At 52.1% G+C, this 20,610-nt stretch carries 17 protein-coding genes; 7 read left to right on the plus strand and 10 right to left on the minus strand.

Annotated elements, in window-relative coordinates; genetic code table 11:
• Positions 1 to 221 precede the first annotated feature (221 nt).
• Positions 222 to 2,579 (plus strand): penicillin acylase family protein, encoded by a 2,358-nt coding sequence (locus ACJJH9_RS10290; RefSeq protein WP_444925175.1) that lies wholly within the window; start codon positions 222 to 224, stop codon positions 2,577 to 2,579.
• Between the two features lie 488 nt (positions 2,580 to 3,067).
• Here ACJJH9_RS10290 and cysG read toward each other — a convergent pair whose 3' ends face one another.
• The 7 genes from cysG to ACJJH9_RS10325 all read right to left on the minus strand — a co-directional run bounded on the left by cysG (position 3,068) and on the right by ACJJH9_RS10325 (position 11,797).
• Positions 3,068 to 4,459, minus strand: coding sequence for a siroheme synthase CysG (cysG, locus tag ACJJH9_RS10295; RefSeq protein WP_444925176.1), 1,392 nt, complete (start codon positions 4,457 to 4,459; stop codon positions 3,068 to 3,070).
• Positions 4,460 to 4,549: 90 nt separating this feature from the next.
• A complete protein-coding gene (gene serS / locus ACJJH9_RS10300; protein WP_444925177.1) occupies positions 4,550 to 5,833 on the minus strand; it encodes a serine--tRNA ligase in 1,284 nt (427 codons plus the stop codon).
• A gap of 55 nt (positions 5,834 to 5,888) precedes the next feature.
• A complete protein-coding gene (gene crcB, locus ACJJH9_RS10305; protein WP_444925178.1) occupies positions 5,889 to 6,263 on the minus strand; it encodes a fluoride efflux transporter CrcB in 375 nt (124 codons plus the stop codon).
• 19 nt (positions 6,264 to 6,282) lie between these two features.
• Positions 6,283 to 7,626 carry a replication-associated recombination protein A gene (locus ACJJH9_RS10310; RefSeq protein ID WP_444925179.1) on the minus strand — a complete coding sequence of 448 codons (1,344 nt, stop codon included), beginning with the start codon at positions 7,624 to 7,626 and terminating at the stop codon, positions 6,283 to 6,285.
• The gene (gene lolA / locus ACJJH9_RS10315) at positions 7,619 to 8,230 is read right to left on the minus strand and encodes an outer membrane lipoprotein periplasmic chaperone LolA (RefSeq protein ID WP_444925180.1); all 612 of its coding nucleotides are present in this window, start codon (positions 8,228 to 8,230) and stop codon (positions 7,619 to 7,621) included. The genes ACJJH9_RS10310 and lolA overlap by 8 nt, the downstream gene beginning before the upstream one ends.
• Before the next feature lie 88 nt (positions 8,231 to 8,318).
• Positions 8,319 to 10,661: a DNA translocase FtsK gene (locus ACJJH9_RS10320; protein ID WP_435583613.1), complete on the minus strand. Its 2,343-nt coding sequence runs from the start codon at positions 10,659 to 10,661 to the stop codon at positions 8,319 to 8,321.
• 98 nt (positions 10,662 to 10,759) lie between these two features.
• Entirely contained in the window at positions 10,760 to 11,797 is a 1,038-nt protein-coding gene (locus tag ACJJH9_RS10325) for a class I SAM-dependent methyltransferase (protein WP_444884724.1), read from the minus strand.
• 401 nt (positions 11,798 to 12,198) lie between these two features.
• Here ACJJH9_RS10325 and trxB point away from each other — a divergent pair, with 401 nt between their 5' ends.
• From trxB to infA, 4 genes are all read left to right on the plus strand, one after another.
• The gene (trxB, locus tag ACJJH9_RS10330) at positions 12,199 to 13,140 is read left to right on the plus strand and encodes a thioredoxin-disulfide reductase (RefSeq protein WP_252081785.1); all 942 of its coding nucleotides are present in this window, start codon (positions 12,199 to 12,201) and stop codon (positions 13,138 to 13,140) included.
• A 71-nt stretch (positions 13,141 to 13,211) separates the two neighbouring features.
• Positions 13,212 to 13,931: a leucyl/phenylalanyl-tRNA--protein transferase gene (gene aat / locus ACJJH9_RS10335; protein ID WP_444904898.1), complete on the plus strand. Its 720-nt coding sequence runs from the start codon at positions 13,212 to 13,214 to the stop codon at positions 13,929 to 13,931.
• On the plus strand, positions 13,924 to 14,643 hold the full coding sequence (locus ACJJH9_RS10340) for an arginyltransferase (RefSeq protein WP_252081787.1): 720 nt from the start codon (positions 13,924 to 13,926) through the stop codon (positions 14,641 to 14,643). Before aat ends, ACJJH9_RS10340 begins: the two co-directional genes overlap by 8 nt.
• Positions 14,644 to 14,769: 126 nt before the next feature.
• Positions 14,770 to 14,988: a translation initiation factor IF-1 gene (gene infA, locus ACJJH9_RS10345; RefSeq protein ID WP_010130378.1), complete on the plus strand. Its 219-nt coding sequence runs from the start codon at positions 14,770 to 14,772 to the stop codon at positions 14,986 to 14,988.
• 91 nt (positions 14,989 to 15,079) lie between these two features.
• On the opposite strand, the gene clpA is transcribed toward infA, so the two are convergent.
• Together clpA and clpS are read right to left on the minus strand one after the other, a co-directional pair.
• Entirely contained in the window at positions 15,080 to 17,365 is a 2,286-nt protein-coding gene (gene clpA / locus ACJJH9_RS10350; RefSeq protein ID WP_444886328.1) for an ATP-dependent Clp protease ATP-binding subunit ClpA, read from the minus strand.
• A gap of 134 nt (positions 17,366 to 17,499) precedes the next feature.
• On the minus strand, positions 17,500 to 17,880 hold the full coding sequence (gene clpS / locus ACJJH9_RS10355) for an ATP-dependent Clp protease adapter ClpS (RefSeq protein WP_252081789.1): 381 nt from the start codon (positions 17,878 to 17,880) through the stop codon (positions 17,500 to 17,502).
• 280 nt (positions 17,881 to 18,160) lie between these two features.
• Between clpS and cspD the strand changes: the two genes are divergently transcribed.
• Positions 18,161 to 18,469 (plus strand): cold shock domain-containing protein CspD, encoded by a 309-nt coding sequence (cspD, locus tag ACJJH9_RS10360; protein ID WP_286036961.1) that lies wholly within the window; start codon positions 18,161 to 18,163, stop codon positions 18,467 to 18,469.
• Positions 18,470 to 18,584: 115 nt separating this feature from the next.
• On the opposite strand, the gene icd is transcribed toward cspD, so the two are convergent.
• On the minus strand, positions 18,585 to 19,835 hold the full coding sequence (gene icd, locus ACJJH9_RS10365; protein ID WP_252081790.1) for an NADP-dependent isocitrate dehydrogenase: 1,251 nt from the start codon (positions 19,833 to 19,835) through the stop codon (positions 18,585 to 18,587).
• A gap of 149 nt (positions 19,836 to 19,984) precedes the next feature.
• On the opposite strand from icd, the gene ACJJH9_RS10370 reads away from it, so the two are divergent.
• Entirely contained in the window at positions 19,985 to 20,599 is a 615-nt protein-coding gene (locus ACJJH9_RS10370; protein WP_444925181.1) for a pseudouridine synthase, read from the plus strand.
• Positions 20,600 to 20,610 lie beyond the last annotated feature (11 nt).

The following is a 20,610-nucleotide window of genomic DNA, read 5'->3' on the forward strand; positions in this document are numbered from 1 at the left end:
GTCGCCTTTTTGGATTTAAAACCCCGACATGACCTTTTTCTTATGACTGGTCAGTTTTGTGAAGGATTGCGCGAAAAGACAGGTTAATCGGCGAAAATAGCTATCTATTATCGTCACGAAAAGTTACTAAGGTGTGTTCTCTAGTAACTTATATATTTACGGATTCTATAGAGTCTGATTTTACCAACGTCCATTTCATTAACCGCTATACGGGAAAAACTATGGTGCGTTCGTCTTATTTAAAAAGTCGTGTATTGCCCTTACTCGTTGTAATTTCGGCACTCATCGCAATTGCTCTTCTCGCAGTCTGGGGTTGGTGGCGACAAAGCCTGCCATCACTCGAAGGAAGTATTGTCACAGGGCAACTACTAGAACCCGCATTAATTCACCGGGATAAGCAGGGTGTAGTAATCATTCAATCCGATGACCGCAATAGCAGCGCTTTTGCCCTGGGCTTTTTACATGCCCAGGAGCGCTTTTTCCAGATGGACCTGTTGCGCCGAAGCTCCGCCGGTGAGCTGTCTGAATTGGTAGGAGCCGCCGCACTAAAGAAAGATAAAAAGGTCCGTAGACACCAGTTTCGCAAGCGGGCAGAGAGGAATATTGCGGCTATGCCTGAAGACCAGCGCCAACTTCTCAACCACTATGTTCAAGGGGTAAATTTTGGCCTGCAGTATCTGAACGCTAAACCCTGGGAGTATTTGCTTCTGGGGCAAGAGCCCAGGCCATGGAACGCAGCAGACAGCCTGCTGGCAACCTTTAGCATGTACTTAACATTGCAAAGTGAAGAGGGCAAGTTTGAGCGGCGCGATACCGCCTTAGCAGATCTGTTACCCCAAGATCTCTATGCTTTCTTCTTTCCCGCCGGAGGTATTTGGGATGCCCCTCTAATTGGCGAAGCGGAATCTCTCGATAATATTCCAGAAACACCTATCTCTTCATTACTGGATACAAGCGATCCCATTACCTATCAAGCCATGCAGAGTGATGACAAAGTTTACGGTAGTAACAATTGGGTTGTTGGGGGGGCTTTAACAGAACATGGTGGTGCCATACTCGCGAACGACATGCACCTGGGACTGGCTGTACCCAATATCTGGTTTCGCGCCGGCTGGAATATTCCAGGAACTGAAAGAAGTATCCGCGGTGTGACCCTGCCCGGGGGCCCAATTGTGGTAGCAGGTAGCAATGGCGCAGTTGCCTGGGGCTTTACCAATACAGGAGCCGATTGGGGTGATCTTATTCCTTTGGAAATGAACCCTGGTGCCACCCAGTATCTGACTCCAGACGGCTGGCGGGACCTCACCATCGAGCAAGAAACCATAAAAGTAAAAGGTGCCGAAGATGAAACGGTAATGATACAAAAAACCATCTGGGGACCTGTTATCGGTAAAGACCACCGGGGAACCCCCCTCGCCTATCGCTGGGTTGCCCACGATATTTCCGGTGGCAATATGAACTTGCTGCGGATGGAATCTATTACCTCCGCCAGCGAGGCATTAGAGCTGGGCCCGGACATCGGCATCCCCCACCAAAATTTTGTTGTAGGCGATAAAGAAGGCAATATTGGCTGGACAATCGCTGGGCCCATTCCCAAGCGTATAGGCTTTGATGGCAGCCGTTCAGTAAGTTGGGCTGAGGGCACAACATATTGGGACGGCTACCTTACTGTGGCGGAACAGCCACGAATTTACAACCCAGACAACCACCGCCTTTGGAGCGCAAATGCCCGCACCCTGAGCGGCGACTGGCTTAAGATCATGGGCGACCATGGCTATGCTCTCGGTGCCCGCCAGCAGCAGATTCGCGACAGCCTACTTGCCCGCCAACAATTTGATGAACAAGCACTATTAGATATACAGCTGGATGATCGCGCTATTTTTCTTCAGCGGTGGCAGCAACACCTCTCAGAACTTCTACATGACCGGGAAGGCTATGACGAAGCCTACAAACTCGTTCGAAACTGGGGCGGACGCGCCAGCGCTGACTCGGCTGGGTACCGAATTGTGCGCAACTATCGCTTAAAGTTTATGGAGCTGAGTACCGCCCCTATTCTTACATTTATGCGAAAAACCCAACCGAACTTTTCCTTCGGTCAATTAAAACGCCAATTTGAGTATCCGATCTGGACTCTTGCTCAAGAAGAACCTCAACATTTACTTAACCCCGACTTTGAATCCTGGACAGCCCTGAAGCTATCTGCTCTTAACCAAGTACTGGATAAGATGTCGACGGGCGGGCTCCCGCTATTAGAGCAAACCTGGGGTGAACAAAACACGGCTTCCATTCGACACCCGTTGGCAAGAGCAGTCTCGGCCATAGATTGGTTTACCGCCATGCCCAGAGACCAATTGGCAGGGGACACCCACATGCCCCGCTTCCAATCACCAACCCATGGTGCCTCCGAGCGAATGGTTATCTCCCCTGGGCGCGAAGAGCAGGGTATTTTTCATATGGCTACAGGGCAAAGCAGTCACCCGTTATCCCCGTTTTTTGACAAAGGCCATGAAGATTGGGTCGAGGGAAACCCCTCCCCTTTTATTGAGGGAGAGAACCGCTATCAGCTCAGACTGCAATAACTGCCGTAACTTTACTGAGAATACTGATAAAAAAGTTATTCAGGCCTATCCCCACCCACACTCGCTGCGGCACAAGCCTGTGCCGCTAATGCTCATGACAGGATTTTTAGATTAACCATTGGAAACAGATATCAGGCAGTCTCATCCAGAATAGCGAATGACAGGAAGGTGGTAAAAAAAGCTAGGCCAACCACTAAAGGTAAAAGTGGAAAGCACAACATTACCAGAGAAACCCCTATCCATAGCCAGCGTACCAACGCCTTCTTTTGGCGGTATTGATATCTATAGCGGCGGGAGTCGTGACTTAATAGGCCAATTTGTGGAAACTCGGACTGTTGCGGAAGAAAGAATCGCACAAAATTAGTGCAATGAAAGCAAATTATCGTCAGCAGCATGACACAAATACCTGACGGAAAGACCTTCTCAGTATAGGTCTTACCTAGGTAGTTTCAGGCCTGCACAATAGTAATTAGCCTGCCAGAGCCCATTTAGCGCTCGCTGGATTGGTACCAGCTGAGTTTTTTATGCAACCCCACCACACCACCAATAATGGTGAGCGTAGGCGCCCGTACAGCCTTTTCTTGGGCAAGAGCGGGAAGGGTATTGAGATCACCGATGATCACCCTTTGTGCCTTGGTAGTGCCTTTTTCAATCAGCGCCGCCGGCGTGGCTGTCGGTAGGCCATGCTGAACCAGCTCTGTACATATTGTTTGCAGGCCCGTTAATCCCATATAAAAAACCAGGGTTTGGCTACCGGAAGCCAGCTCTTTCCACGGCAGGTCGAGACTACCTTCTTTTAAATGGCCCGTAATAAAACGTACCGACTGCGCATGATCTCGATGAGTCAGCGGAATCCCCGCATAGCTGGCACATCCCGCTGCAGCGGTTATTCCCGGTACCACCTGAAAAGGAATTGAGGCGTCAGCCAGTTTGTCGATCTCCTCTCCACCACGCCCAAAAATAAAGGGATCACCACCTTTCAGGCGCAGAACTTTCTTTCCCTGCCTAGCCAGATCAACCAGTAACTGGTTGATATCATCCTGGGGTACGGCATGAAATGCCTTTTTTTTGCCGACATAAATACGCTCGGCATCTCTTCGGACCAAGTCCATAACTTCTGGAGAAACCAGGCGGTCGTACAGCACCACATCCGCTTGCTGCATTAGTCGCAACGCGCGGAAAGTTAATAAATCTGGATCTCCGGGGCCACCCCCAACCAAATACACCTCTCCAAGTGGGTTGGGGCTCCCCTGCCAATCTTGCAACGCGCCCAAGAATTCCCTCTCTGCATCTGCCAGCTGGCCCGCTTCCACCCGACGGGCAACAGGCCCAGCAAAGACCCATTCCCAAAAATTCTTACGCCGCGCCTCCGGCAATGCCTGCTTCACCTGTAAGCGCATACGCGAAGCGAAATCAACCAGTGATGCGAGCCCAGGGGAAAGCAATGCCTCAAGCTGGGCGCGAATGCGGCGGGCGAGAACTGGTGCCACACCACCACTACTGATCCCGATGGATAGATCGCCACGTTCGACAATTGCAGGGAAAGTAAAAGTGCACAATTCCGGGGCATCCACTGCATTTACCGGCAAGCGGCGCCTCTGCGCATCTCTGGATACACAGCCATTGACCTCAGAACTGCTCGTTGCCGCGATCACCAAATCGGCCAGATCCAAAAGCTCAACAGAATAAGTTACCCGATGCCACTCTCCATCAGAGTCAACCACAATCCGGTGTAATTCTTCCGTGATATCCGGGGATACCACCAGAATCCGAGCCCCCGCCTTTTGCAGCAACCGGGCCTTTCGTGTGGCAATGGAGCCTCCGCCAACGATTAAGCTGGGGCGATTTTTTACATCGAATGCAAGAGGAAGATAACGCACTGATTAATCCATCAAACAAGCAGTCGGGTAGTATTTTACCCAGGAAAGAAAAAAGGCGAACATAACGTTCGCCCTTTTAAGTCACTGCGCTCAGGCAGCGGAGATTACTTCCTGACCACGCATATAGGGGCGCAGCACTTCAGGTACCTCGATACTGCCATCCTCACGTTGGTAGTTTTCCAACACTGCAATCAAGGTGCGCCCTACTGCCAAACCGGAGCCATTCAGTGTGTGTAACAATTCCGGTTTGCCGGTTTCCGGGTTGCGCCAACGCGCCTTCATACGGCGAGCCTGGAAGTCACCCACCAGAGAGCAGGAAGAGATTTCGCGGTACTTGTCCTGAGAGGGAAGCCAGACTTCGATATCGTAAGTCTTGCGCGCAGCGAAGCCAATATCACCACCACACAACACTACAGTGCGGTAAGGCAGGTTCAGCTTTTGCAGGATCGCCTCAGCATTTTTGGTAAGGGTCTCCAGCGCTTCCTCGGACTGGTCCGGGCGCGCCGCCCACACCAGTTCTACTTTTTCAAACTGGTGCTGGCGAATCATGCCGCGGGTATCGCGACCGTGTGAACCGGCCTCAGAGCGGAAGCAGGTTGTGTGCGCGACCAGTTTGTGTGGCAGAGAGTTGCTATCCTCGACAATATGATCGCGATACATATTAGTAAGAGGCACTTCTGCTGTCGGAATCAGATAGAAGCCACGCTCATCGGTCAGCTTAAACAAATCCTCCTCGAACTTCGGCAGCTGCGAGGTTCCATACAGGGAGTCACCATTGACGATCACCGGTACGTTAGTTTCTTTATAACCATGCTCCTCAATGTGCGTATCAAGCATGAATTGGGCGAGAGCACGGTGTAAACGCGCTACTTCACCGGACATCACAGCAAAGCGCGATCCGGTAAGTTTTACCGCCATCTCAAAATCGAGACCGCCGAGCTGGGAGCCGAGATCTACATGATCTTTGATCTCAAAGTCGAAGCTACGGGGCTGACCCCAGCGACGTACTTCCACATTGTCATCTTCGCTCTCGCCTTCGGGCACCGAAGCATCCGGTAGGTTGGGAATTGCGGACAGAATCGCATCCAACTCTTCTTGCAACTCAGACAGCGCCAGCTTGGCATTTTGTAACTCGCCCCCGAGGGACTCGACTTCTTTGAGCAGCGGAGCAATATCTTCTCCGGCGGCCTTAGCTCGCCCGATATTTTTCGACTTGCTGTTGCGCTCGTTTTGCAAACTCTCGGTGCGCACCTGCAGCTCTTTACGGCGCTCCTCGAGGGCTTCCAGTTTGGCAGTATCCAGTTCCACACCGCGCTTTTTCAGGGCCGCGGCCACTTGGTCCATATCCGTGCGAATCAGTTTGGGATCGAGCATCGTTTCCAGTTCGCCTGTAACCAGGCTCCTACAACAAAATTAAAATAAATATTGGTTAAAAATAACGCGTCGCTAGAGCGACTGCGGCTCCTGTGGCCGCCAGGCAGCAAATGAGACTGCCGACAATATAGCCAAGAGCCATCAAAGGTTGGCCATTGTGCCACAGTATCAAGCTTTCTAGGGAGAAAGTGGAAAAGGTGGTCAGTGCACCGAACATTCCTGTCATGATTAACAGGCGCCACTCCTCTCCGAGCATTGCTCTATGGGTGATCAAAATGTAGGCGATGCCAATCAAAAATGATCCAAGCACATTCACGATCAATGTACCCAGCGGGAATTTCCCACTGAATACCGAATAGGTCCAGACACTTATCTGGTGACGAAGTATTGCCCCCAAGGCACCACCTATGGCGATGGCCAGCCACTGCATGGTCTTTTACCTTAAATCCTTACGGTTTCTTCTTATAGCGTTGCTGGTCACTCTCACTGTTAAGCCGTCGCAACACCTGCAACTTTTCGGAAATTTTTAACTCCAGCCCACGGGGAACCGGCTGGTAATACTCTCTGTCCGCAATTTCTTCGGGGAAGTAGTTTTCCCCGGCTGCGAAAGCATCTGGCTCATCGTGGGCATAGCGGTACTCGGCCCCATGCGACAAACTTTTCGCCAACTTCGTGGGGGCATTGCGCAGATGCACCGGCACCTCGTAGCTGGGATCACGACGCACATCCGCCACTGCACGCTTATAAGCGCTATAAACTGCGTTACTTTTCGCCGCGACAGCAAGATAGGTAATTGCCTGCGCAATGGCCAGCTCTCCTTCGGGACTACCGAGACGCTCCTGTACATCCCAGGCATTAAGAGCCAGTTGCAATGCTCGCGGGTCGGCATTGCCAATATCTTCACTGGCCATTCGCACTACCCGGCGGGCAACATATAAGGGATCACAACCACCATCGAGCATGCGCACAAACCAATAAAGCGCGGCATCGGGGTCTGAACCCCGTACCGATTTATGCATGGCGGAAATTTGGTCATAAAAATAATCACCGCCCTTGTCAAATCGACGCACGTCGGCGCTGAGCACTTCACTGAGCACATCCTCATCGACTAGCAACCTACCGCCCTCTTCCCTGGCCAAATCGCAGGCGACTTCAAGCAGGTTTAATGCACTGCGTGCATCCCCATCGGCCGCACGGGCAATCTTACCCAAGACCTCTTCTGGAATATGAACATTCCGCTCGCGCAGTTGATCATCCGCCTGCTGAGCATACCCAAGCAGCCCGATAAGATCTTCTTCGGGAATACTGCGCAGTAGATACACACGGCAGCGAGATAGGAGGGCGTTATTCAGCTCAAAAGCCGGGTTTTCGGTAGTAGCGCCAACAAAAGTCACCGTGCCCTCTTCTACATAAGGCAAGAAGGCATCCTGCTGCGCCTTATTAAAACGATGTACTTCGTCGACAAAAAGAATGGTATTGCGGCCTGACTGCAGTCGCTGTTGCTCGGCCTCTGCCACAGCCTGCCGAATATCCTTCACCCCCGCCAACACCGCTGAGAGAGTAGCAAAGCGCGCATCACACTCCTCGGCTAACAGCCGGGCAAATGTGGTTTTGCCGACTCCTGGTGGTCCCCACAGGATCATTGAGTGCAGCTGGCCGCGCTCAACCGCTTCCCGCAACGGCTTTCCCTTTCCCAATAAATGCGATTGGCCCACATAGTGGGCCAGAGAATTAGGCCGCATTCTTGCGGCCAGCGGCTGATGCCTTTGCGGGGCTTGAAACAGGTCACTCATCTTTGATTATGTCTGTACCAGCGGGCGGTTTGAAATTAAAGATGGACTCGGAAAGTTTCGGGTTTGCTTTCATATTGTTGAAAACAATCTCCGTGGTCTGCCCCATACTGTCGCGCACTTTCATAGCAGACGGCAGACCATCTTTAGCAAAGCGGATTTCCATAGACTTGAACGGCGCCTTTGGATTTTTTGGCGTCAGCTGATAAATACCATCTTTTAAAGCCACATCGAATGATTTACGAATATCCTCAACCTTACCGCCGAGTAGTAAAGCTGGGGTCTCTTTCATTCGCTCATCCACCGGACGTATAGTGACTTGCTCAAGATCCGGATCATAGAGCCAAAGGGTTTTATTATTCGTTACCAATAACTGGGCGTATGGCTCGCCGGTTTTCCAGCGCAACTTGCCTGGCCGCTGTACAGAAAAACTACCATTGCTTTTTTGCGATACCTTACCGCGCTCATCAACCAGCGTTTGCTTAAAGTTTCCTGAAAGGGAAGACAACGGTTGCAAGAGTTTGCCGAGTTCTTCTGTAGCATCGGCCCAGGCTGCACTGCTCGCAACGGTCAATACCAGCAGGAAGTTGCGCAGAATATTCTTCATCATTGATTCCCAGTATGTTGATTTCCCTAAAGATTAGTCAGCGGGAAGTGAACCGCAGCTTAACTTTGGATGGCGCCGCCCCTCCTTTTTAGGCTGGAGGCGGAGCCAATACCTCACGGTTGCCATTATGCCCCGCCGGTGAAACAACTCCGGCAGCCTCCATGGCATCGATAATTCGCGCGGCGCGATTGTAGCCGATGCGAAGCTGGCGCTGAACTGAAGAGATGGACGCTTTGCGTGATTTGGTGACAAAGGCAACCGCTTCATCGTAAAGAGCATCAGCCTCAGGGTCATCTTCATCACCGCCCTCAGACTGCAGGCCAGGCACTGGAATGCTGTTGTTGCTGTCATCAACAATGCCGTCGATATATTCGGGTTCTCCGCGCCGCGTCCAGTCCGCGACGACTTTATGCACTTCATGATCGTCCACAAAGGCGCCATGAACCCGCACTGGTACCCCACTGCCCGGAGGGAGGTAGAGCATATCGCCGTGACCGAGCAGCTGTTCGGCACCGCCCTGGTCTAGGATTGTGCGGGAATCCACCTTGGAAGAAACCTGGAAACCGATACGGGTAGGCACATTGGCCTTGATCAATCCGGTAATCACATCCACTGAGGGTCGTTGAGTAGCTAACAGCAAATGAATCCCCGCAGCACGGGCTTTCTGTGCGATACGGGCAATTAGCTGCTCCACCTTCTTGCCAACGATCATCATCATGTCGGCAAATTCATCAATAACAACCACGATTGCGGGCAGCGCCTTAAGTGCAGGAGCGGTTTGCTCTTCAGCCGGAACGCTGGAAGCAGGATCCGGTTCCCACAGTGGATCTAAAATCGGCTCACCAGCTTCCTCTGCCTCTTTTATCTTGCGATTAAAGCCCGCTAGATTGCGCACTCCCATCGCCGCCATCAATTTATAACGACGCTCCATCTCGCCCACACACCAACGCAAACCATTGGCCGCATCGTTCATATCGGTAATCACCGGGGTGAGTAAGTGGGGAATACCCTCGTACACCGATAGCTCCAACATCTTCGGATCCACCAAGATCAGGCGAACCTCATCCGGAGTAGACTTGTACAAAAGGCTGAGCAACATCACATTGATGCCCACAGACTTACCAGATCCAGTGGTACCGGCAACCAGGAGGTGGGGCATCTTGGCGAGATCGGCCACTACCGGTTGGCCGGAAATATCGTGTCCAAGTGCCAATGTCAGGGGGGATTTGGCATTCTCATAGACATCGGCGGACAGCACTTCACTAAGACGTACCATCTGTCGGTTTTCATTGGGAATCTCAATACCCACCACCGATTTACCGGGGATCACCTCCACTACGCGGACACTGATTACCGCCAGGGATCGGGCCAGGTCTTTGGCCAAGTTTGAAATCTTACTCACCTTTACACCCGGCGCTGGTTGGATCTCAAAGCGGGTCACCACGGGACCGGGCAATACCGATACAACTTCGGCTACCACACCAAAATCTTTAAGCTTCAGCTCCAATAAACGCGAGAGGGCTTCGAGGGATTCCCGGGAAAAGCCCGGTTTCTTATTTTGATCAGAAGGATCAAGCAAGCCTAAAGGTGGCAATGTTCCTGTAACAGGCCCGCCCTTGAATAATTCGCCTTGCTTTTCTTTAGCCGCACGGGGGCTCTGCTTGGGCTTTACTGGAGCCGCTTCAATCTTGGGGGGAATTCGCTTGGCGGTGCGCTGCTTCTCTTCTTCCACTGCGGCTTTGCGCACGACTATGGCTTCCCGCGCCACGCGCTGTTCTGTGCGCTTCAGGCGCCATTGCTTGTAGTAACTGCTCAACCAGGCGATAAGCCCTAACACATTACGACCAATGGACTCAGCCAACTTGAGCCAGGAAAGGCCAGTGAATACCGTCACACCAATGGCAAAAATCGCCAACAATAAAATGGTCCCACCAACATAACCAAGACTTCCCTGAAGAGAACTAGATAGCGCGTCTCCAATGATTCCGCCATTGGTGAAAGGCAGAGGATCGTCAGCGGGAGAAAAACATAGTGTCGCCAAAGCGGCACCACTAATTAACAGGAGGAACAGACCAAAGACTCTCAGCGCAAACAGGGGAGCATGGAAACGTGCATTGCGGTCGCGTAAGATTTTATAAGCACGCAAGCCAATCAACAGGGGAAACAGATAGGCCATCCAACCCAATAGCGAAAGACAGACATCGGCAAGCCAGGCGCCTGCAGGACCGATGGCATTGTGAATTTTTCCTACCTGCCCGGTATGGGACCAACCTGGATCTTGGGAATCGTAACTGAGCAGGCTGATAGCCATTAATAGTGCCCCTGCCAGCAGGCAGATTAATGCTCCCTCACGGACCAAACGGGCGACGAGTGAATCCGGCAATGCACCGCTCTTTTCAGAATTTTCTCCGGTTGCGCTTTCGGCCTTCAATGGCTTACCTCAATATTCTTTGTTGTTGCTTTCTGGTACTTGTAACAAACGGAAATCGCTACTTGAGCGATTTCCTCGATGGCCTAATTATCTTTGATTTATGCTGGTTTGTATGTGCGATATATACAAGCCGGGATCTTAAGGGAGATATCCTCTCCAGTATCCCGCCAACACAGCGAATCTCTTATCTCTTGGGGCACTCTGTCGCGGGCAAAGTTGTTCAGTATTTCTAGTTTGCTGGAGTCTCCACCCAGCTCGGCACCCAGGCTTGCTCGGGTGCTGTAAGTGAATTCAGCCTGAAATATTTCCTCACACCCTCTGAACCCAGCACTTTTAAACAGCCAGGATATCTGGTCCTGCCTGGGGAAGTAGCGGTTGAATGCTTGAGATTCGCAACCAGCCAACATGCTGGTTTTTCGTACGATATCTGTAAACACATCCTGTATCACACCGGAGGCCGGCAGCAATTGCCAAATAATAAAACGCCCCCCTCGCTTCAGGACCCGAAAGACATTCCTCATTACCAGCGGTTGGTCCAACTGGGGCACTTCGTGCAGCCCCATTTTGAGCACTACCGCATCAAAAGATTCCTTTTCATAGGGCAATGCCCTGGCATCACCCACAGTAACATCGACAACCCTTTCACGCACTTTTGAGTTGATACGCTTGAGCTGGGAATGGTGGGTATCGCACATACTGAGGGCGAGCCCCATTGACTTTTTATCACCATACTCCAACAGCAACTGGCTGACCGCGCCACTGCCGCTCATTAAATCCAGTACTTTATTTCCCTCTCTGAGATCCAGCGCTTCGAGTAGCTTTGCTTTCGACTCGGGTGAAGCCACGAAGGCATCTAAAGCATCATGGGAAAGGACATTGTACCCATCCGCCACAATATCGCATCTGACCTGCAGCTTCAGGGATGCGAACAACTCCACTAAATCTGGAGGGCCATGCAAACTGGCAATATGGCTACCATCAGGCCCTAAATCGACAGAAAGCCTCAAGGAGAAAGTGTCATCCAGGATTTCCGACACAAATACCTGTGCTTCATTACTGAGACTGAAGGTAAATGTGGGGTGGCCAATCAAATTGCTGCCCAGATTCAACGGTACTATTTTTCTGCCCTGCCTCATGGCTTCGCCCTTTGGCCGTTGTTATGCATCCCAAATTTGGCTAACTACCAAAAGGATGAAAACACCTCCTCCGAGCCCTCTTGTGACCAAATACAAATACTTTATAAGTCGTACCGAGCGGACTTCACATCAAATAAATCGCAATTTATTCAATAAAAACAATGAATTATTCTCAATTATTGATGTCGTTTCTGGATAGTGAGAGCGGGGTCGACTCGCTGCAGCGATCTAAATAGCACTTTCCAATGGCATAAATTGAGGCAAACTATTTCGCCGAATTGTCACTTTCGCCTATTATATCGGCCAATCTAATAGCTTTGGCTGATCAAAATATGGCCGGCTAGGTGGACTCCCAGTTCTCTGGGTAAACTTTGCACACAGACAGGTTTAAAGAGAGTTTCATGAGCAACAACCATCATCGACTGATTATTCTCGGTTCTGGCCCTGCAGGCTACACAGCAGCCATCTACGCAGCCCGCGCAAACTTGAATCCCGTTGTTATTACCGGTATGCAACAGGGTGGGCAGTTGACCACCACTACAGAAGTTGAAAACTGGCCCGGCGGCATCCCCGAGCTGCAGGGCCCCGACCTGATGGTGCAAATGCAACAACACGCCGAGCGCTTCGACACCCAGATTATTTTTGATCACATCGAGTCTGTAGATCTGAACAATCGCCCATTCACTTTGAAGGGCAATGAAACCTATACCTGCGACGCCCTAGTCATCGCCACTGGTGCCTCAGCTCAATACCTGGGTCTGCCGTCTGAAGAAGCCTTCCAGGGTCGTGGTGTCAGTGCCTGTGCAACCTGTGACGGTTTCTTCTATCGCGATCAGAAAGTAGCCGTTGTGGGCGGTGGTAATACCGCAGTAGAAGAGGCCCTATACCTGTCCAATATCGCCAGTGAAGTTACCCTGATCCACCGCCGTGACGAGCTTCGCGCCGAGAAAATCCTTCAGGATCGCCTGATGGAGAAGGTGGAAAACGGCAATATCAAACTTTGCTTTCACCACACCCTCGACGAGGTTCTTGGTGATGACAACGGAGTAACCGGCCTGCGCGTTCGCAGCACCCAGGACGACTCCACCAAAGAATTGGAGGCCGCCGGTGTATTTATCGCGATTGGCCACAAGCCCAATACCGACATCTTTAAAGATCAGCTTGAAATGAATAACGGCTATATCATCGTGCAAAGTGGCCTGGAGGGTAACGCCACTCAGACATCTGTGCCCGGCGTGTTTGCAGCTGGCGATGTGTCTGATCACATCTACCGTCAGGCGGTCACCTCCGCTGGAACCGGCTGTATGGCAGCCCTGGACGCCGAGCGTTTCCTCGACGCCTAACAAAACTGCTTCTCACCCGGGTAGTCTCAAGGCTACCCGGGCCTCCTCAGCCCCAGGACAGGAAACAGTTTGTGGCAAGGAATACCCAAAGCCGCCTGATGTGGCTCGACCACAATCATATAGACTTCCCTTCTACCCAGACTGCTTTAGACGATCCCAATGGACTCCTCGCAGCTGGTGGAGATCTCTCCCCGGAATGGTTGTTGGCCGCCTATCGCCGAGGTATCTTCCCATGGTTTTCCGAAGACCAGCCTATCCTCTGGTGGAGCCCCTCACCGCGCTGTGTAGTAATACCCAGCGACTTCCATATTGGCCGCAGTCTGCGTAAGACCCTGCGCAGAGGTATATTCTCAGTCACATTTGACCAAGCCTTCGAACAAGTAATCGAGGGTTGCCGCCTCCCCAGGAGTTCTGAAGATGGCACCTGGATTACCGATGAGATGACCGAGGCCTATATCGACATGCACCATCTGGGCCATGCCCACTCCGTTGAGGTATGGCGTGAGGGTCGGCTGGTCGGTGGACTTTACGGTCTTTCAATCGGCCGTATTTTTTTTGGGGAATCCATGTTTCACAGGGAGACAGATGCTTCCAAAGTCGCTTTTGTCCACCTCGTTCGCCAATTAGAATTGTGGGGCTGCCCACTGATCGACTGCCAGGTAAGCAACCCCCACCTGAGTAGTCTTGGGGCCGTTGAAATGTGTCGTAGGGACTTCGAACACCTGCTGGAGGACGGCCTCATACAACCCGCCTTTCCGCAGCCTTGGAAACTTTCGTGGACTTATGGGTAAATATTCTCAGCTCGACTCGGTCCGGCTTTTGGCAACCCTGCCCCACCCATGTGGCTATCTGCCAGATAGGGAGGCTACAACGGTATTTGTGGACCCGCAGACAGAGGTAGACCAGCGCCTTTACAACCGCCTCTCAGAGCTGGGCTTTCGTCGCAGCGGGGCCTATCTCTACCGACCTCAATGCGCAACATGCAGGGCCTGTGTGCCCGCCCGTGTACCAGTGGGCCTTTTTGTACCGGATCGCAACCAGCGCCGCTGCTGGAAACGCAATAAGGACCTGGATATCTTTCATATCGAATCCATCGACACCGATGAGCATTACGAGCTGTATGCACGCTACATTGAGCAACGTCATGCCGATGGGGAAATGTACCCTCCGAGCCGCGAGCAGTATCGCAGCTTCCTAAGCCCGGCCTGGGGAGCTACTCGCTATATTGAGCTGCGTGCACGTGGGCGCCTAGTCGCAGTGGCGGTCACCGACCTGCTTACTGCAGGCCTGTCGGCCATCTATACTTTCTTCGACCCGGATGAGGACAAGCGCAGTCTGGGCAGTTACTGCATTCTCTACCAAATTGAATGGGCCAGAAGATTAGGGCTTCCCAATCTGTATTTGGGCTATTGGATAGAGAAATGCCATAAGATGGCCTACAAAAGCCAGTTCCAACCCATTGAAATGCTCACAGAGAACCGCTGGAGCCTGAAATCTCTATAATTCCTACGCACGCGCCCTTTGCTCTATTCTGCCTTTTCGTGCAAAATGCTCGCCCGTCAAGCCGCGGCTAGGCAAGATTGCCTCCGGGGTAAAGGTCTGATCAAGTTATTTGAAGGTTGCTGCCGCATGGCAAAAGACGATTATATTGAAATGGAAGGCGAGGTGATCGACACCCTGCCAAATACCACTTTCCGCGTAAAGCTGGAAAACGGACACGTGGTCATTGCGCACATCTCTGGAAAGATGCGTAAAAACTACATTCGCATCCTCACCGGCGATAAGGTCAAAGTGGAACTCACCCCCTACGACCTGAGCAAAGGTCGCATCACCTACCGCGCCCGCTAATTCGCTCGCCAGGCAAAGAGCTTAAGGTGATTTGCCCTGGACACAAAAAAGCCACCTTGCGGTGGCTTTTTTGATGTATTTTCTTGTAGAGCTAGGCTGGAACCGCCGTTTTTATGGAGAGTTCATCATTCTCTATGACGACCACCACGCGGCCCCCCTCCTCTGCCAACTCACCAAACAAGACTGACTCAGCCAATGGCTTACGCAGCTTGTCTCGTATCAAACGCGACATCGGGCGAGCCCCCATTTTTTCATCGTAACCGCGAATAGCCAGCCACTCGCGAGCCTCATCATCTACGATCAGAGTCACACGGGAGTCATCTAGCTGCGCTTGCAACTCGACAATAAATTTATCCACTACAGTTTTAACCACATCCAGTGGCAGAGAGCCAAACTGGATAATACTGTCGAGGCGGTTGCGGAACTCTGGGGTAAACATCTTTTTGATTTCCTCCATACCATCGGAGGAGTGATCCTGGCTGGAGAAGCCTATAGACCGACGACTCATCAGCTCTGCGCCCGCATTAGTGGTCATAATTAATATGACATTGCGGAAGTCCGCTTTGCGGCCGTTATTATCTGTCAGAGTTCCGTGATCCATCACCTGGAGAAGCAGATTGAAGACTTCTGGGTGAGCTTTCTCAATCTCATCGAGCAGTACCACACTATGTGGATGCTTAGTCACAGAATCAGTCAGCAAGCCGCCCTGATCAAAACCCACATATCCCGGTGGCGCACCGATCAAACGGGAAACCGTATGCCGCTCCATATACTCAGACATATCGAAGCGGATTAGCTCAATCCCCATCACCTTGGCCAGCTGACGACAGAGCTCAGTCTTACCAACGCCTGTGGGGCCAGAGAATAGGAAGGATCCTATGGGCTTCTCCTCAGCACCCAACCCAGCACGGCTGAGCTTGATCGCTGTACTGAGCGCCTCAATTGCACGATCCTGGCCAAATACCACCATCTTGAGGTTGTCATCAAGCTTGGACAACTGCTCTTTATCAGAAGCAGAGACACTCTTGGCCGGGATACGGGCCATCTTGGCAATTACCGACTCGATTTCACTGATACCAATCACTTCAGTGCGCTCCTCAACCGGCAACAGCGATTGGAAAGCTCCGGCCTCATCAATTACATCTATCGCCTTGTCAGGCAGGAAGCGCTCGGTGATATGGCGACTGGAAAGTTGAGCCGCGGCATCGAGGGCGGCGTCAGTGAAACGAACTTTATGATGGTCTTCGAAACAACTCCGAAGCCCCTGTAATATTTGCACAGTCTCCTCTACCGATGGCTCACTGACATCGATCTTTTGAAAACGACGGGAAAGCGCACGATCTTTCTCAAAAATGCCGCGATATTCGGTAAAGGTGGTGGAGCCAATGCAGCGGAGCTGACCGCTGGACAGCAGCGGTTTCAACAGGTTGGAGGCGTCCATAACGCCGCCGGATGCTGCGCCGGCTCCAATAATGGTGTGAATTTCATCAATAAACAGGACTGCATGCTCACGCTTCTTCAGCTCTGCCAGCAGCGCTTTAAAACGTTTCTCAAAATCCCCACGGTACTTGGTACCAGCGAGCAGAGAACCGAGGTCGAGGGAGTAAATAGTGCTCTCTTTTAGTGGCTCAGGGATATCCTCATCCACTATTCGTCGGGCCAACCCCTCCGCGATTGCGGTTTTACCGACTCCGGATTCTCCAACCAACAAGGGGTTGTTTTTGCGACGCCGCGCAAGAACCTGGGTGACTCTCTCTACTTCGGGGCCTCGCCCTACCAAGGGATCAATTCGACCCAGGATAGCTTCCTGGTTCAGGTTGGTCGCGTAACTCTCCAGGGGATCAGAACCTCCAGGCTCAGAGCCTGTACTGATCTCCTCTTCCACCTGCTCTTGGGTGGTATCTGAACCGTGATGGTGATTGTGATTGTTGCCGCTGGAACCGACCCTGGAAATTCCGTGGGTGATGTAATTGACTACATCGATACGCGCAACACTCTGCTGCTTCAGATAATAAACGGCTTGGCTTTCCTGCTCACAGAAAATAGCCACAAGCACATTAGCACCGGTAACCTCTTTTTTCCCCGATGACTGAACATGGAAAACAGCCCTCTGCAACACCCTCTGGAAACCCAATGTGGGCTGAGTTTCGCGATCGGTGTCCGCCTCTGGGATTAACGGCGTGGTAGAGTCCACAAACTCCAGTAGTTCGCGGCGCAGTGCGCTCAGGTCGGCCCCGCAGGCATGCAACACGTCAGCAGCCGACTCATTATCCAGAAGCGCCAGTAACAGGTGCTCCACAGTCATGAATTCGTGCCGCTTCGCTCGTGCACCCTTGAACGCCAGATTGAGCGTTACCTCTAAGTCCTTGCTGAGCATTTAAACCTCAAACCCTAATCGCCAATGTTCCCCGCCGACTCCGCTGGTAGGCGTGCACCCTTTGCCGGCGTCTAACTCCTGGCTGATTCCCTTCAGGTGACGGGACCCTTGTGCTAAAGCAGCTGTAATTTCAATCAATCGTCTTTACTCTCGTCCGCCTCAATCTCACACAATAGTGGATGCTCATTCTCCTGGGCGAACTGATTAACCTGAGCGGCCTTTGTCTCCGCTATATCCCGAGTATAGACACCGCACACTGCTTTTCCCCGCGTGTGTACTTGCAACATCAACTGTGTGGCGCGCTCACGGTTAACCCCAAAAAACAACTCCAGAGTCTCTACGACAAAGTCCATGGGGGTGTAGTCATCGTTCAACATGATGACCTTGTACATAGGCGGGCGCTTGAGCCGTGGCGGCGCCTCCTCCAATGCGAGCCCGCCCTCGGAACCCTCACCGTCGAAATAGTCTTCTCCAGAATCACTGGAGCCTAGTTTAATGACCTGCAAAATACTCATAACAATTATCAATGTGTTCTATCGAGCCTTGATAGTGCAGCATGCTCAACCATCAATGACCTGCCATTGTAACCTTATTTGACCAACGACACAGGGAGATCACAGCCTCAAGCGCGGTTTCTTGACATTCCTATAGCAGTTGACTACAAGAGGTAGTGCCTGCTCATTCACAGCCGTTAGTCGCAGATAGGATCGCAGCCGATTAATCCGCAGGTCAAATAAATATAAAAACTCTGTAAGGTGGCCGACTGGCCACTCAGGCAATTAGAGGGAGTTCGATATGCCTACTGGTACCGTGAAGTGGTTCAACAACGCTAAGGGATATGGGTTTATTCTTGCAGATGAAGGAGGGGAGGATCTGTTTGCGCACTATTCCGCTATTCAGATGGAAGGCTACCGAACCCTAAAGGCCGGCCAACAGGTCACCTTTGATATCGTCAGAGGCGACAAAGGCTATCACGCCGCCAATATTTCCACCGCAGTGGCGGCAGAGACCGCACCTAGCCCCCAAAGCCCTAAAGTGGCCGCTATTGCAGATCCCAACCACTCTGAAACAGAGCGGGAAAAAGAGGCAGAGATGCTCGACTAACCCTGCAAGCCCGCACAAGCAGACCCCGCCAACAAAAAAGCCCCTTGCTGCAAAGCAAAGGGCTTTTTCTAGCTAGGGCCAGGTTGATTAAAAAACCTAGCCCCAAATCAGCCAATTAGGCCATGTGCTTGATCACTTCGTCACCAAACGCAGAGCAGGATTTCAGCTCAGCACCATCCATCAGGCGCTCGAAATCGTAGGTTACGGTTTTCGCTTCGATAGCACCTTCCATACCCTTGATTACCAGGTCAGCAGCTTCGTTCCAGCCCAGGTGACGCAGCATCATCTCAGCGGAAAGAATCAGGGAGCCCGGGTTAACCTTGTCCTGGCCAGCGTACTTAGGCGCAGTACCGTGGGTTGCTTCGAACAGGGCAACGTCGTCGGACAGGTTTGCGCCCGGAGCGATACCGATACCACCAACCTGTGCAGCCAGTGCGTCAGATAGGTAGTCACCATTCAGGTTCAGAGTGGCAATTACGTCGTACTCAGCCGGACGCAGCAGGATCTGCTGCAACATAGCGTCAGCAATTACGTCCTTAACAACGATTTCTTTACCAGTCTTCGGGTTCTTGAAGCTGTGCCAAGGACCACCATCCAGCGGCTGAGCGCCAAACTCGTCGCGAGCCAGTTCGTAACCCCAATCGGCGAAGGCACCTTCGGTGAACTTCATGATGTTGCCTTTGTGTACCAGGGTTACGGAATCGCGATCCTGGTCCACAGCGTACTGAATAGCCTTGCGCACGAGACGCTTGGTACCCTCTGCAGAAACCGGCTTAACACCGATACCACAGTTCTCAGGGAAACGGATTTTCTTAACACCCATCTCGTCCTGCAGGAACTTGATAACTTTCTTGGCTTCGTCGGTATCAGCTTTCCACTCGATACCAGCGTAGATATCTTCAGAGTTTTCACGGAAGATAACCATGTCTACCTTGTTCGGCTCTTTAACCGGAGAAGGTACACCGCTGAACCAGCGAACTGGACGCTGACATACATACAGGTCCAGCTCCTGACGCAGGGCAACGTTCAGGGAACGGAAACCGCCGCCCACAGGTGTGGTTAGAGGGCCTTTGATGCTGACAACGTAATCTTTGATCGCTTCCAGAGTTTCAGCTGGGAACCAGTCGCCAGCGTAAGTCTCTGCGGCTTTCTCACCACAGTAGATTTCCATCCACTCGATTTTCTTGTCGCCGCTGAAAGCTTTCTCTACCGCAGCGTCGATTACCTTGCGCATTACCGGAGTGATGTCCACACCGATGCCGTCACCCTCGATGAACGGAATTACCGGGCGATTCGGAACATTCAGCGAACCGTCGGAATTGACTGTAACTTTTTCGCCGTCTGCCGGCACTTGGATGTGACCCATATTGCGTAAACTCCCAAAATTCTATGACTTTTTAGGTCCAGCGTTGCTTGCACCGCTCCCCCGGGACCATTGGGCGGGGATAAAAATCGGCGGGATTATAGCAGCATCGGCTAATTTTTGTAGTTGGATTACAATACTCAATTTTTCTTATGCCCAAGATTATTCTCCTAAACAAACCTTTTGGCGTGTTAAGCCAATTCACGGACCCCCAGGGTCGCGCCACGCTGGCAGACTATATCCCGCACAAGGGCTTCTATGCCGCGGGTCGGCTCGACTATGACTCGGAGGGACTTCTACTACTCACAGATGATGGAGCGCTACAACATCAAATCAGCCACCCGAAGAGAAAGATGGCGAAAACTTACTGGGCACAGGTAGAGGGGGACATTTCAGATGACGCCCTGATGTTTCTGCGCAAAGGCGTAGATTTGAAGGATGGACGCACAGCGCCCGCTAAGGCCCGCAGACTCTCCGAAGTCGACCTGTGGCCGCGCAATCCCCCAATCCGAGAGCGCAAGTCCATTCCCACCAGCTGGGTAGAACTTATCATTCATGAGGGTAGAAACCGTCAGGTGCGACGTATGACCGCAGCGGTTGGCTTCCCTACCCTGCGCTTGGTTCGAATGGCTATCGGCAATTGGAATCTCGGCACTCTGCAGCCGGGGCAGCACCGCTCGGAGGAGGTTTTTTCTGCGCCTAATCCAAGGCCCAAAGGCAAGTCGAAGCCACCTCAGAAGCGCAATCGTCCTCGCCGGAGACAATAAGCAATAACCCA

It is taken from the genome of Microbulbifer mixtoriginis (SeqCode), assembly GCF_052466715.1.

What these genes read in the sequence shown, in the direction of transcription:
- ACJJH9_RS10290 (WP_444925175.1), top strand. Translation starts at nt 222, where the DNA reads ATGGTGCGTTCGTCTTATTTAAAAAGTCGTGTATTGCCCTTACTCGTT.
- serS (WP_444925177.1), bottom strand. Translation starts at nt 5,833, where the DNA reads ATGCTCGATCCCAAACTGATTCGCACGGATATGGACCAAGTGGCCGCG.
- crcB (WP_444925178.1), bottom strand. Translation starts at nt 6,263, where the DNA reads ATGCAGTGGCTGGCCATCGCCATAGGTGGTGCCTTGGGGGCAATACTT.
- ACJJH9_RS10310 (WP_444925179.1), bottom strand. Translation starts at nt 7,626, where the DNA reads ATGAGTGACCTGTTTCAAGCCCCGCAAAGGCATCAGCCGCTGGCCGCA.
- lolA (WP_444925180.1), bottom strand. Translation starts at nt 8,230, where the DNA reads ATGAAGAATATTCTGCGCAACTTCCTGCTGGTATTGACCGTTGCGAGC.
- ACJJH9_RS10325 (WP_444884724.1), bottom strand. Translation starts at nt 11,797, where the DNA reads ATGAGGCAGGGCAGAAAAATAGTACCGTTGAATCTGGGCAGCAATTTG.
- trxB (WP_252081785.1), top strand. Translation starts at nt 12,199, where the DNA reads ATGAGCAACAACCATCATCGACTGATTATTCTCGGTTCTGGCCCTGCA.
- ACJJH9_RS10340 (WP_252081787.1), top strand. Translation starts at nt 13,924, where the DNA reads ATGGGTAAATATTCTCAGCTCGACTCGGTCCGGCTTTTGGCAACCCTG.
- infA (WP_010130378.1), top strand. Translation starts at nt 14,770, where the DNA reads ATGGCAAAAGACGATTATATTGAAATGGAAGGCGAGGTGATCGACACC.
- clpA (WP_444886328.1), bottom strand. Translation starts at nt 17,365, where the DNA reads ATGCTCAGCAAGGACTTAGAGGTAACGCTCAATCTGGCGTTCAAGGGT.
- clpS (WP_252081789.1), bottom strand. Translation starts at nt 17,880, where the DNA reads ATGAGTATTTTGCAGGTCATTAAACTAGGCTCCAGTGATTCTGGAGAA.
- cspD (WP_286036961.1), top strand. Translation starts at nt 18,161, where the DNA reads ATGCCTACTGGTACCGTGAAGTGGTTCAACAACGCTAAGGGATATGGG.
- icd (WP_252081790.1), bottom strand. Translation starts at nt 19,835, where the DNA reads ATGGGTCACATCCAAGTGCCGGCAGACGGCGAAAAAGTTACAGTCAAT.
- ACJJH9_RS10370 (WP_444925181.1), top strand. Translation starts at nt 19,985, where the DNA reads ATGCCCAAGATTATTCTCCTAAACAAACCTTTTGGCGTGTTAAGCCAA.